The organism is Niallia oryzisoli, from assembly GCF_043641075.1.
Classification (GTDB): domain Bacteria; phylum Bacillota; class Bacilli; order Bacillales; family Cytobacillaceae; genus Bacillus_BD; species Bacillus_BD oryzisoli_A.
Genome location: NZ_JBHZRC010000014.1, coordinates 44315 through 57494, shown reverse-complemented (window position 1 = coordinate 57494; position 13180 = coordinate 44315). Strand labels below are relative to the sequence as shown.

Sequence of the window (13180 nt, the reverse complement as noted above, 5' to 3'; positions counted from 1 at the left end):
CAAGCTGTTAATAACTAGAAAAAGTTCATGATATGTCTATGGAACTAGACTGAATTATTTTATAATGTATATATAAAGGAGTTGTTGATATGACTTGTGTGTTATTTGTTTGTACGGGAAACACGTGTAGAAGTCCAATGGCTGAATCAATTCTTAGAAAAATGGCCATTCCGGGTATGGAAGTACGTTCTGCGGGGATTTATGCACAAAGTGGAAGTGCAGCCTCTACGAATGCAAAAAAGGTACTAGATGAACAGGATATTCCACACAATCATCAGGCATCACTGCTCGATGAATCGCTTGTGGAGTGGTCTGATTATATTTTAACGATGACAACCGGCCATAAAGACACCATTCTAATCAGATATCCAGATGCTCGTTCAAAGACCTTCACCTTAAAGGAATTTGCCAGTCTAGATGGGTATCCTGATATCGCAGACCCCTTTGGCGGATCTGTTGACATATATAGAGAAGCTTTTTATGAAATTAAAGAAGCTATTGAAAAAGTGGTGGAAATTTTACAGCAGAAGGATTCATAAACCTGAAGAGTAACATTAAAAAAATAAAAGGTAAAATTACATAACAGGGAGGCAGCAAGAGGTGCAGGAGAAACGACAGTATAAATGGGGGCTTCGAAAGCAGCTTGTTGTTTTTACAACAACGCTGGCGATCATCACCTATACTACTAGTGCATTTTTTATTTATTTTGTATACCCGTTTGTCAAAGACTTTATTGGCTTTGGAGAAATTACATTCACCATTGTCACCCTATTACTTGGGGTGATTTGGTCGGGGATTTTGGCCTTTTTTGCTGCCGGATTTATTACCCATCCATTGAAGGTGCTGGAAAGGGGTGCGTTGAAGGCAGCAGCCGGGGAAATTAGTGAGGATATTGAGCTTTCCAAGTCTGATAATGAGATCCGTTCCCTAGGCAGCGCCTTCAACCAAATGCTGGCTAATCTTCGGGAAATGGTTCAGAACATTGATTGTAATTTTAACGAAACAAATCAAAAGGTAATGGCTATTTCCTCTGAATCATCGGCAGCATCGTTGCAGGCAAATGCGATTGCGGCGACAATTACCGAAATTGCTGCCGGTGCGGATAATTCCGCTGTTTCGATTCAAGAGACAGCAGAGTTTGTGGAGGATGTCATCCGCATCGCGGCACAGGTGGAAGAAAAGGCAGTGACATCTGAATCACTATCCGTTGAAATGGTGGAGGATTTGCAGCATGCAAAGCAGGTGATTCAATCACTGATTTCCGGGATCGAGGCCCTTTCAAATGATAACCAACGATCACTTCAAACGGTCAAGCAGCTTGAGGTGAATGCTTCACAGGTGGAGCGGGTGATTGGGCTTGTAGGGGATATTGCGGCACAAACAAATTTACTGGCGTTAAATGCATCGATTGAGGCAGCACGTGCCGGCGAGCATGGAAGAGGCTTTGCGGTTGTTGCTGAGGAGGTTCGCGGGCTTGCTGACGAAAGTGCACAGGCCGTTAAGGAAATTACGAATCAGGTAAAAACGATTCAGCAGGGTGTGCAGAATGTTGTTCAGCAAATCACAAAACAAGTGGATAGTGCGAGTCTTGAGGTGAAAAAGGGCACGGAAACAAATGCAGCGTTGGAGGAAATGACGAAAAGCATCAATCACATGGTTTCCTCGACCTCTGAAATTAAGCAGCTCGTGAACAATCAGATGACAGGAATCAAAGCGTTATCAAGCCAATCTGAAGCGGTTGCGGGGATTGCGGAGGAAACGTCTGCTGGTACACAGGAGGTTACGGCCGCAATTCAGCAGCAGACGGCTGTTATGGCCCTTGTTGAGCAGCTGACAGTCGAGTTAAAGGAACAGGCGGAAAAATTGAAAAGTACGATTATCAGGTTTAAAGTATAGATGAAAAAATACTGGAACAAATGATAAACAATTGAGCAGCTAATTCGTACTATTTATTTTTCAGTAATTATGACAAACTAAGCAGAGAGAAATTTTTTTAAAAAAAGAGGAGGAAAAAGGAAATGAAAGTGGCAATTGCATCAGATCACGGTGGAGTGAATTTACGCGAGGAAATTAAAGGGTTAATGGACGAGCTGGGAATTGAATATCAGGATTATGGGTGTGAGTGCGGTACATCAGTTGATTATCCTGATTATGCCCTGCCTGTAGCGGAAAAGGTTGCAAAGGGTGAATTTGATAGAGGTATCCTTATTTGTGGGACAGGCATCGGCATGAGCATCGCGGCTAACAAGGTGAAGGGAATTCGCTGTGCTCTTGTACATGATGTATTTACGGCAAAGGTAACACGCGAGCATAATGACAGCAATATTCTAGCTATGGGTGAGCGCGTGATTGGACCTGGATTGGCACGTGAGATTGCCAAGACATGGTTAACCGGTGAATTTGAAGGCGGCCGCCATGCAAACCGAGTTGGCAAGATTACGGAGTATGAGAATAAGCAATAATTGAGGATGTTGGCTACTGAAAGCAATTTCGATACTCAATAAAGCGCATAAGCACCCAAAAAAATCAATCAACAAGAGCATCCGGTCAATCATGACGAGACGTGAAGGGAAAGGGATGAGCTTTTAACTTATGACAATACAAGAACAAACACATACGATACTATCTGATTTTCAGAACCTGGTTGAACTGCGCAAAGGGCAAATTTTTGTCATCGGCTGCAGTACCAGTGAAGTAAACGGAGCAACGATTGGGACGTCTGGTACGATTGAAACCGCAGAAATTCTGTTTACTGAATTTAAAAAGTTCCAAGAAAAAACGGGAGTCGAGCTTGCCTTTCAGTGCTGTGAGCATTTAAACCGAGCGATTGTGGTCGATCGTGCGACAGCGGAGAAGTATGGCTTTGAAATCGTATCAGTTGTACCTGTCCGTAAAGCGGGTGGTTCCATGGCGACCTATGCATATGAACATATGTCTGACCCAGTGGTTGTCGAATTCATCCTTGCTGACGCAGGTATTGATATTGGCGATACGTTTATCGGTATGCACCTAAAGCATGTAGCCGTGCCGATTCGTGCGTCCATCAAAAGTATTGGCAATGCCCATGTGACATTGGCCAAAACAAGACCAAAGCTCATCGGAGGCGAGCGAGCGGTATATAAAAAGACGGAGTCAAATAAGTCTTGCAGGTAAAATTGATTTTTTTAGATGCAATTGTTAAAGACCATTGTAGATTTTTATTAGCTGTTTGATTGGAATGGAAGGCACGAAGACTCCTTGAAAATTCTATCGAATTTTCTCGTGCGTGGGCTGATTCAGTGAAGTAATTCAATGTCCTGCGGTCGCCCTAAGGTGCGCGAAGTGCCTGAAATGGAAATCAACTACCCCATTAGTAGAGACGATTAAAAGGACTACAGAAAAACGATAATGTTCGGTTTTAGAACATTTTAACAGAATAGCAACTTGACCACCCAGGTCATTGTCCTGATAATAAGCCTCTACAAAGCCCTTGCTTTTCAAGCAAGGGTTTATTAATAAGCGGAAAAGTCGAAAAACGTAGAAAATCCTTATATTTTGCAAAAAAATCTATTCAATTATTCGGAAAAACGTGTTAAGATATAAAAAGTTAATTTTCAAACTAAGTAGAATACTTAACTTCATTCAGCAGAAGTCCCCCACATCTATAAGCGGGGGATGAATGTAAAAGGGTCCTCTGTATCAGCGGTGTTCAGATCCCGCTGAATGAGGTTAAGCCTCCGGCGGATGCCTCAGATTTTTTAATGGAAATTTATCGAGCAAGCTCGATAAAAATCCGGGCGCAAATTCGGCGGGCGAATTTGATATAGGATATAGAATAAGGAGGATATACCATGAAACACGTAGCACAGCAGGATGAAAAAGTTTTTAAAGCGATACAACTAGAGCTTGGCCGTCAACGTTCAAAGATTGAATTAATTGCATCGGAAAACTTTGTAAGTGAAGCGGTAATGGAAGCACAAGGATCTGTTTTAACCAATAAATACGCAGAAGGATATCCAGCAAAGCGCTATTATGGCGGTTGTGAATATGTTGATATCGTAGAAGACATTGCACGCGATCGTGCGAAGGAAATCTTCGGTGCAGAGCATGTGAACGTACAGCCTCACTCTGGTGCGCAAGCGAACATGGCTGTTTACTTTACAATCCTTGAGCCAGGCGATACGGTTCTTGGAATGAACCTTGCTCACGGCGGTCACTTAACACACGGAAGTCCGGTTAACTTCAGTGGCGTTCAGTATAACTTTGTTGAATACGGTGTCGACAAAGAAACACAATACATTGATTACAACGATGTAGCAGAAAAAGCACGCCAGCATAAGCCAAAGCTGATTGTTGCAGGTGCAAGTGCATACCCACGTGAAATTGACTTTAAAAAGTTCCGTGAAATTGCTGATGAAGTTGGAGCTTATTTAATGGTTGATATGGCTCATATTGCAGGTCTTGTAGCAGCAGGCAAGCATCCAAGCCCAGTGCCACATGCACACTTTGTGACAACAACTACTCACAAAACTCTTCGCGGACCACGCGGTGGTATGATTTTATGTAAAGAAGAATTTGCGAAGGCAATTGATAAATCGATCTTCCCTGGAATCCAAGGTGGTCCATTAATGCACGTTATCGCTGCAAAAGCGGTTGCGCTTGGTGAAGTACTTGAGGACAGCTTCAAAGACTATGCGCAAAACATTATCAACAATGCACAGCGCTTAGCAGAAGGCTTGAAGAAGGAAGGCGTTGGTCTTGTTTCTGATGGTACGGACAACCACTTATTACTAGTGGATTTACGTTCACTTGGTCTAACTGGTAAGGTTGCTGAGCACGTACTTGACGAGGTTGGTATTACAGTTAACAAGAATGCAATCCCATATGATCCAGAAAAGCCATTTGTAACAAGCGGAATCCGTGTAGGTACAGCGGCTGTTACTTCACGCGGCTTCGGTCTTGAAGATATGGATGAAATTGCGGCAATCATCGGTTTAGTATTGAAAAACCATGAAGATGAAGCAAAATTAGAGGAAGCAAGACAACGTGTAGAAGCATTAACAAGCAAGTTTGTTCTATATCCTGAATATTAATCTAGTAAAGCCGGTCACTACGTGGGACCGGCTTTTTGCAAAAAAAAGTGCTTTTATCTGGTAGTGACAATGGGTGAGGCCGGCCTCAGCGGATGTGTTTGATTCATTTTACAGCCTTGTATAAATTGTCTGTTTTTTTACATTTTTCTATTCGTGTTGCCCTCAGAGTCTTTTTTCTGTAAAATAGTACGAAGTGAAAACAGACTAAGATTTTACAAAATTAGACAGTTACTAAAGGAGCGATTCTAGTGGCAAAAGTATATGTTTTTGACCATCCACTTATCCAGCATAAACTTACATATATTCGACAAAAGGATACTGGAACGAAGGAATTCAGAGAGCTTGTTGACGAGGTTGCAACGTTAATGGCTTTTGAAATCACGCGCGACATGCCTTTAGAAGAAATTGAAATTGAAACACCTGTTCAAAAAACGAAATCAAGAGTGTTAACAGGTAAAAAGATTGGCTTAGTTCCAATCCTTCGTGCAGGAATTGGAATGGTTGACGGCGTTTTGAAATTAATCCCGGCTGCAAAGGTGGGTCATATCGGTCTTTACCGTGATCCGGAAACATTAAAACCAATCGAATACTATGTGAAGCTTCCAAGCGATGTGGAGGAAAGAGACTTTATCGTTGTTGACCCAATGCTGGCAACAGGTGGCTCTGCCATCGAAGCGATCCATTCATTGAAAAAGCGTGGAGGAAAGCATATCAAGTTCATGTGCCTGATTGCGGCTCCGGAAGGCTTAGATGCGTTAAAAGAAGCACATCCAGATGTTGATATCTACATCGCAGCAATGGATGAAAAATTAAATGACCACGGCTATATCGTTCCAGGCTTAGGAGATGCCGGGGATAGATTGTTTGGTACGAAGTAAGAAGAAATGCGGAGGCGCCTCGCACAGCCGCCTTGTCGTTTTCAATTGATATTTGAATATAAACAAATGAGAGAGAAGGTTGAAGCTGACCTTCTCTTTTTTAAAAGCCTGTGTAGAGTACACTTTTGATTATATTAATTAGTTGATTGCAGTGGAAGGCACGAAGACTCCTCGAAAATTCTATCGAATTTTCTCGTGCGTGGGAGGATTCGAGGAAGTAATTCAATGTCCTGCGGGAGAAGCGAGACAGGTGAGACCCCGGAGACACGTAGTGTCGAGGAGGCTCGGCGGTTGCCCGCGGAAAGCGAAGTTTCTTGAACGGAAATCAACAACTGTGTTGAAAGGTAGAACCTAAATAAAAAGAGAAAGGGTGATAACTATGAATCGCCCAATTAAGGTAATGACCATATTTGGGACGAGACCGGAGGCCATCAAAATGGCCCCGCTTGTGCTGGAATTGAAAAGACAGCCTGAGCACTTTGAATCCATTGTGACCGTGACGGCCCAGCATCGGCAAATGCTTGATCAAGTGCTGCATATTTTTGATATTGTTCCAGATTATGATCTGAATATTATGAAGGACCGGCAGACGCTAGTGGATGTGACAACACGGGGCCTTGAAGGACTTGACCTTGTTATGAAAGAGGTTCAGCCTGATATCGTGTTAGTACATGGGGATACCACAACAACCTTTGTTGCGAGTCTTGCTGCTTATTATAATCGAATAACGGTCGGCCATGTGGAAGCAGGGCTGCGGACGTGGAATAAATACTCGCCGTTTCCGGAGGAGATGAACCGCCAGCTGACAGGTGTGATAGCAGATTTACATTTTGCCCCGACATCAAAGTCGGCACGGAATCTGATTGAGGAGAACAAGCAGGAGGACCGTATTTTTATTACAGGAAATACAGCAATTGATGCCTTGAAAACAACGGTTAAGGATGAATACAAGCATGAAATTCTTCAAGGTATAGAGGACAACCGCCTACTTTTGGTAACGGCCCACCGCCGTGAAAACCTCGGGCAGCCCATGCGAAATATGTTCCGTGCCATCAAACGGCTAGTGGAAGAGCATGATGATGTAAGAGTGGTGTATCCGGTCCATATGAATCCAGCCGTACTTGAAGTGGCCAATGAAATCCTTGGTAATGATCCTCGGATTCAATTAATTGAGCCGCTTGATGTGATTGATTTTCATAACTTTGCTGCCCATTCCCATTTGATTTTAACAGACTCAGGCGGTGTCCAGGAGGAAGCACCCTCCCTTGGCGTACCTGTTTTGGTGCTGCGCGACACGACCGAGCGTCCGGAAGGAATCGAAGCGGGTACGTTAAAGTTGGCCGGAACAGAGGAGGAGGCCATTTATCGGATGGCAAAGGAGCTCCTAACAGATCCAGCTGAGTATGAAAAAATGGCCAAGGCCGCCAATCCATACGGTGACGGCCAAGCCTCGCGCCGAATTTGCGAGGCAATCCGATTTTATTTTGGAACGCTTGATACAAGGCCCGAAGAATACAAATCTGAAGACTATAAATCATAAAGAAAAACTGACTCTGTGACGGGGTCAGTTTTTTTGTTTAAGCAGGAGCGATATTCCAGAACGCTGAAAAATCACGGATATCATACCGAAACCCGCGGATAAATGGCATATAATCGCGGATAACTCCCCAAAACCCGCGGATATCCTTCAAACCCTCTGAAAAAGGGTCACAAAAGCGGTTATTTATGATGTTATTTGATGGTATTTGTTGGTAATAAATTGAGAGGGATTTACAGCAGAATGTGGAATTCCTTATACCTGAGAGATGAATATTCAATCACAGCCTTTTTATTAAACAATAATACGCAAGGATAAATACATTTGCGGATAATCAGTATAAGATTTTTTTACAGAAAAAGGAGGCAGCACATGAGTACGACTGTTCAATCAACAACGGTTCAAGTGAAGCTAGAGGGAGTGTACAAGTCCTTCTCAAAGGGGAATAGACAAAATCAGGTCTTACGTGATATAAACCTCAAGATTAAAAAGGGAGAGTTTATTTCCCTGCTTGGGCCTAGTGGCTGTGGGAAGTCCACTTTGTTAAAAATGATTGGCGGATTGCTAGATTCCACAGGCGGTCAGCTGATGGTGGGCAATGAAACGATTTCGGGGCCAAGAAAAGAAATCGGCTTCATGTTCCAAAAGGCCGTGTTGCTACCGTGGAGAACGGTTGAACAAAATTTGCTGTTACCAGTCGAGATTGCCGGCGGAAATATCGCTGCGGCAAAGGCTAGAATCTATGAACTGCTTGAATTGGTTGGGTTAAAAGGATATGAAAGTTACTATACAAGGGAGCTTTCAGGCGGGATGCAGCAGCGGATATCCCTTGCTCGTACCTTGATGAATGACCCTGATATTTTACTATTGGATGAGCCCTTTGGAGCTCTAGATGAATTTACGAGGGAAAATCTGAACTTCTCTCTGATGGATATTGCGGAGAAAAGCGGAAAAACCGTGATCCTGGTTACTCATAACATTAACGAAGCGGTCCTCATGTCTGACCGGGTGATCGTAATGGGGATTAATCCGGGGCATGTCCTTGAGGATCTTACGATTGAGATTCCAAAACCGCGAACAGATCAGGTTATGGCACTTACACAATATTCAGAGTATGTCTTACATATTCGTCATCTATTGGGGGTTGGGAGAGTATGAAGGCAACAACCGAAAACCGAGTAATCATCAATCAAGAGAAAAGGGCAGCAAAACCCTTTTTGAAAAAAGAAACAGTCCTATCGATTGTAATCCTGGTCGTACTGCTAGGGCTGTGGGAGCTGCTCAGTCGAATCGGCGTTTTCCATGAACTGATTCTTCCAGCTCCATCATTGGTTGCAGTGGCAACATGGGAATTATTAACGTCATCCTTTTTTTACATACATTTCGGCGTCACCATGTATGAAACGATTGCCGGATTTTTAATCGGCGGGTTTTTAGCAATTATTCTCGGCATTGTGGTTTCGTCTAATGCCATGCTATATAAGGTTTTAAATCCATTTATTGTGGTATTCCAAGCGGTTCCGAAAATCGCGCTTGCACCGATTTTTGTGACTTGGTTTGGATTTGGCCCGTCAGCAAAAGTCGTGATGGCTGTTGCGATATGCTTTTTTCCAACCTTCGTCAATACAGTTGTAGGCTTGAAGTCAGTAGACGAAGAAAGCCGGCTCCTGTTTCAATCGATGGTGGCGAAGAAAAAGGATGTATTTTTCAAGCTATCCTTACCAACGGCCATGCCCAATATATTTGCCGGCCTGAAGTCATCTCTGACATTTGCCTTAATCGGTGCGATTGTCGGTGAATTTGTCGGTGCGAATGAAGGAATGGTCCTTTTGTTAGATACGTTCAATTTCCAATTAGAAATGGCGAAGGTGTACGCCTTAATTGTCATTTTGTCAGTTGTAGGCTTGCTGCTGTACCTCATTATTGAATGGCTCGACCGAAAGCTAATATTCTGGGGCGACCACGATAATATCATTTAATAGATAAAATGCTATGAAACGAGGGGGAATCACGATGAAGAAGATAACTGCGATGATTATGTTGCTGGCATTACTAGTACTTTCCGCGTGTGGAAATTCAGATACGAAAGAGGTAACAGGAACGAATGATGAAAAGGTCAAGCTGCTGCTGGCAGCAGAGGGGACTGCTATGTACTATGCCTACATTGCACGTGATTTAGGCTTTTTTGAAGAGGAGGGCATTGATGTAGAGCTTCTTCCAGGAAAGGGTGGCTCCTATGTCGTGCAGCAGGTAGGGGCTGAAACTGTTGATCTCGGAATTATTGCAGTGAATTCCGTGCTTCCGGCATGGGACAAAGGTATTAATATTAAAATGGTCTATCAGGTGAATGTAACCAATCTATTTGATTTCATGGTACCGGAGGATTCGAAGGTTACGGATATTAAACAGCTGAAAGGGAAGGTCATTGGCGTAACCGATCTTGGCAGTGGTGAGGTGCCAATGGTGCGCTCAATTTTAACCAGCGCCGGGCTAAACCCTGACCAGGATGTGACCATTCGGGCAATTGGAGCAGATGGAACGTCGATTTTAACTGCGTTTGAAAAAGGGGAAATTGATGCCTTCAGCGGCGGAGCCCATGATTTGATTTCGCTTTACGGCAAAGGCTTTAAATCGAGGTCATTGGTACCGGAAGAATATAAATCGATTCCTTCAACCGGAATTATTGCGAACGGAAAAATCATGAAGGACAATCCGGAGGTGGTGGAGAAAATTACCCGCGCAGTGGCAAAAGCAACAGATTATGCAATTAATGACCCAGATGCAGCCTATGAGGTGATGAAAAAGGCGGTGCCGGAGCAATATACGGATGAGAAATTGGGCCGCTTATTCCTTGACACCTTTATCGGCCTGACAAAGCCGCTCGACCCTGACAAGGGATACGGCTATATCTATGAGGACTCCTGGCAAAGACTCATCGATCAATTTAGCGAAGGGGATGATCCGGTTGTAAAAAATGAGATTAATCTCGATGAGTATTTAGACTCAAGTCTGCTTGAAAAGGCGAATGATTTTTAAAGATGAATAGGTAAACTTAATATAGATTAGAGGAGAGCTGAATGATGGCTCTCCTATTTGAGGTTTAAAAAGAAGCCGCATCAATAGCACTCTGATCCATGAGAAGAGGAAGCAAGAGAACCGTCCCCCTGCTTCCTCTGCATACAATTTCCTGGTATTGAAAATCATAAGGGAAAAGGAGGGGACGTTATGAGAAGGTTGAGTTTGATTGTGGCGGTGTTCATTATTTTTTCTATGATTCCAGCGCAGAGGGGGCTTGCTGTGCAAGGTTCGAAATTGGTTCTTCCTCCGCTTCCGGCAATCGATGTGCGGAGTGAGCAGATTGCGATTTTTCAAACAGAAGAAAGTCTTAGGTTAAATGAACTAGATCAACTGCTTCAAAAGTATCCAAACATCACACTCAGGAATACCTTCGACTATGCGTTAAAGGGTTTTTCGGCTAAAGGACCAAAAGATGAGCTGGAGCAGCTGGCCAAAGAGTCAGCTATCGAGCAGCTTTCCCTCGTAAACCAGTACAAGACCGCTGACATTAAAGCCCTGCCCAACCAGGGTGATAACCTTGAAATGATTGGTGCTGATCAGGTGAGAGGAATGTTTGACGAGAATCACAGACGTTTGACCGGAAAGGGTGTAAAAGTAGGTGTGATCGATACAGGCATCGATTACCGTCATGAGGACTTAAGACATAGCTATGGCGGCGGGCGTGATGTTGTGGATGGGGACGGGGACCCAATGGAGACGACCGGCATCGGTGGGATGTCTACCCTGCATGGTACGCATGTTGCCGGGATTATTGCGGCGAATGGACGCATCAAAGGAGTCGCCCCTGAGGCAACGATTTACGCATACCGTGCTCTGGGACCAGGAGGCATGGGGACGACGGAGCAGGTGATTGCCGCGATAGAGCAGGCAATAAAGGATAAAGTCGATGTTCTGAATTTATCGCTTGGGAACAATGTAAACGGACCGGATCTGCCATTAAGTGTAGCGTTGAACAATGCGGTTGATCATGGAATTACGGCGGTGACGTCGTCAGGAAATTCAGGACCGAACATTTGGACAGTCGGCTCACCTGGTACGGCATCAAAGGCAATTTCAGTAGGGGCCTCGACGCCGACAATGAAAATTCCTTATATAGAAATGGACGGAAAGCAGACAAGATTAGAACCGCTGCTTGGATCTGTCACATGGGATATAGATCGAACCCATGAACTCGTCGATGGCGGCATTGGCAAACCGAAGCAGCTAAAGGATGTTGAAGGAAAAATTGCCCTCATCGAGCGGGGCGAAATTACCTTTTCTGAAAAAGTAATAAATGCGGAAAAAGCAGGCGCTGCAGCAGTCATTATTTACAATAATACAAAGGGTCCTTTCCTGGGAAATCTGGACCGAACAAGCAATATTCCGGTTATGAGCATTTCAAAAAGGGATGGAAAAGAGTTGACGCAAAAAATCGCCAAAGGAAATGCACTAGTACGCACTTATATAATAGAAGAAAAGGATACTATTGCAGAATTTAGTTCGCGTGGTCCAGTTACATCCTCTTGGGAAATCAAGCCGGATTTGCTTGCACCGGGAGTCGCAATTCTCAGTACCATTCCGGGAGGCTATCTCAGTCTGCAGGGAACCAGCATGTCCGCTCCACATGTAGCAGGGGCCAGTGCTTTACTTAAGCAGGCACATCCAGATTGGGGACCAGAGCAAATAAAGGCGGCGCTCATGAACTATGCGAAACCACTGGTAAAAGGGAACGGTGAGTTATATAAAACATATGAGCAGGGGGCAGGGCGAATTCAGCTGAAGGAGTCCATTGAGGCAGAGGTGTTAGTGTATCCATCCTCACTTAGATTTGGCAGGTTTCAGCTTGCAGACAAACCACATGAGCATCAAGCGGTTGTGACGCTGGAAAATACATCGCAAAAACCGCAAAAGATAACCTTTGAGGTACCAAAAAAGGAACAGGGACTTACCTGGCATATGCCGATGCCTATTTATCTGGAAGCGGGTGAAAAAAAAGAGGCAACAATCGAAATGCAGGCAGATCCGCAGATTTTTAAGAAAAAAATTCAGGATGGAACGTTAACGTTGCACACAGATGGGAAGACTATTAGCATACCGTATTTATTTGTCCTTGAGGAGCCGAACTATCCTCGTGTGATGGGGTTTGACTTTGGCTCTGGTGACCGGGAAGGGACGTTTCGTTACGAGGTCTATCTTCCGGGAGGGGCAGAGGAGTTTGGAATTGCCTTGTTTGACCCGGATACGTATCAGTTTGTGCAATACTTGGACTGGAAACGTAATACAGGAAAAGGCCTGATTCAGGAAGAGATACCTGTCGAGAATCTACCTCCGGAAGGCCTATATATGTCGAAAGTTTTTGCAAGAGCATCCGGTCAGGAGGACTGGATTGAGACATATATTCAAATATCAAAAATTATAGATATACAACATTAATTTGAACATTTCAATAGTAAATACGGTGAATATGTGAAAAAAATGTGAACGCAAACCGCGCTATTGTGACATTTTCAGACTTTTCACTACAAATCGATTGACAAGGCAAATATGGCTATTGTATCCTAACTAAGGATATAGTGAGAGGGTTTTCAAATAAAAATTGTGTCTAATTTTCGACAACTCCAAGAATATTCACATAG

At 43.8% G+C, this 13180-nt stretch carries 11 protein-coding genes; all 11 read left to right on the top strand.

Features of this window, described 5'->3' with window-relative positions; translation table 11 throughout:
• Nucleotides 1–89 precede the first annotated feature (89 nt).
• Complete coding sequence (locus ACHUFV_RS23955) at nucleotides 90–539, top strand: low molecular weight protein arginine phosphatase (RefSeq protein ID WP_394238604.1); 450 nt, start codon at nucleotides 90–92, stop codon at nucleotides 537–539.
• Between the two features lie 61 nt (nucleotides 540–600).
• Nucleotides 601–1896 carry a methyl-accepting chemotaxis protein gene (locus ACHUFV_RS23950; RefSeq protein ID WP_394238602.1) on the top strand — a complete coding sequence of 432 codons (1296 nt, stop codon included), beginning with the start codon at nucleotides 601–603 and terminating at the stop codon, nucleotides 1894–1896.
• A 122-nt stretch (nucleotides 1897–2018) separates the two neighbouring features.
• A complete protein-coding gene (gene rpiB / locus ACHUFV_RS23945; protein WP_394238600.1) occupies nucleotides 2019–2462 on the top strand; it encodes a ribose 5-phosphate isomerase B in 444 nt (147 codons plus the stop codon).
• 130 nt (nucleotides 2463–2592) lie between these two features.
• Nucleotides 2593–3153: a TIGR01440 family protein gene (locus tag ACHUFV_RS23940; protein WP_394238599.1), complete on the top strand. Its 561-nt coding sequence runs from the start codon at nucleotides 2593–2595 to the stop codon at nucleotides 3151–3153.
• Nucleotides 3154–3830: 677 nt separating this feature from the next.
• Nucleotides 3831–5072 (top strand): serine hydroxymethyltransferase, encoded by a 1242-nt coding sequence (locus ACHUFV_RS23935; RefSeq protein WP_394238597.1) that lies wholly within the window; start codon nucleotides 3831–3833, stop codon nucleotides 5070–5072.
• 248 nt (nucleotides 5073–5320) lie between these two features.
• Nucleotides 5321–5950 (top strand): uracil phosphoribosyltransferase, encoded by a 630-nt coding sequence (upp, locus tag ACHUFV_RS23930; RefSeq protein ID WP_394238595.1) that lies wholly within the window; start codon nucleotides 5321–5323, stop codon nucleotides 5948–5950.
• Between the two features lie 379 nt (nucleotides 5951–6329).
• Nucleotides 6330–7490 (top strand): non-hydrolyzing UDP-N-acetylglucosamine 2-epimerase, encoded by a 1161-nt coding sequence (gene wecB / locus ACHUFV_RS23925; RefSeq protein ID WP_394238593.1) that lies wholly within the window; start codon nucleotides 6330–6332, stop codon nucleotides 7488–7490.
• 369 nt (nucleotides 7491–7859) lie between these two features.
• The gene (locus ACHUFV_RS23920; protein WP_394238591.1) at nucleotides 7860–8645 is read left to right on the top strand and encodes an ABC transporter ATP-binding protein; all 786 of its coding nucleotides are present in this window, start codon (nucleotides 7860–7862) and stop codon (nucleotides 8643–8645) included.
• Complete coding sequence (locus ACHUFV_RS23915; RefSeq protein ID WP_394238590.1) at nucleotides 8642–9466, top strand: ABC transporter permease; 825 nt, start codon at nucleotides 8642–8644, stop codon at nucleotides 9464–9466. Before ACHUFV_RS23920 ends, ACHUFV_RS23915 begins: the two co-directional genes overlap by 4 nt.
• Nucleotides 9467–9500: 34 nt before the next feature.
• Complete coding sequence (locus ACHUFV_RS23910; protein ID WP_394238588.1) at nucleotides 9501–10523, top strand: ABC transporter substrate-binding protein; 1023 nt, start codon at nucleotides 9501–9503, stop codon at nucleotides 10521–10523.
• A 189-nt stretch (nucleotides 10524–10712) separates the two neighbouring features.
• Nucleotides 10713–12977 (top strand): S8 family serine peptidase, encoded by a 2265-nt coding sequence (locus tag ACHUFV_RS23905; protein WP_394238587.1) that lies wholly within the window; start codon nucleotides 10713–10715, stop codon nucleotides 12975–12977.
• Nucleotides 12978–13180 lie beyond the last annotated feature (203 nt).

Coding starts and splice junctions, on each gene's coding strand:
- ACHUFV_RS23905 (WP_394238587.1), top strand. CDS start 10,713: ATGAGAAGGTTGAGTTTGATTGTGGCGGTGTTCATTATTTTTTCTATG.
- ACHUFV_RS23920 (WP_394238591.1), top strand. CDS start 7,860: ATGAGTACGACTGTTCAATCAACAACGGTTCAAGTGAAGCTAGAGGGA.
- rpiB (WP_394238600.1), top strand. CDS start 2,019: ATGAAAGTGGCAATTGCATCAGATCACGGTGGAGTGAATTTACGCGAG.
- ACHUFV_RS23955 (WP_394238604.1), top strand. CDS start 90: ATGACTTGTGTGTTATTTGTTTGTACGGGAAACACGTGTAGAAGTCCA.
- ACHUFV_RS23910 (WP_394238588.1), top strand. CDS start 9,501: ATGAAGAAGATAACTGCGATGATTATGTTGCTGGCATTACTAGTACTT.
- ACHUFV_RS23940 (WP_394238599.1), top strand. CDS start 2,593: ATGACAATACAAGAACAAACACATACGATACTATCTGATTTTCAGAAC.
- wecB (WP_394238593.1), top strand. CDS start 6,330: ATGAATCGCCCAATTAAGGTAATGACCATATTTGGGACGAGACCGGAG.
- ACHUFV_RS23915 (WP_394238590.1), top strand. CDS start 8,642: ATGAAGGCAACAACCGAAAACCGAGTAATCATCAATCAAGAGAAAAGG.
- ACHUFV_RS23935 (WP_394238597.1), top strand. CDS start 3,831: ATGAAACACGTAGCACAGCAGGATGAAAAAGTTTTTAAAGCGATACAA.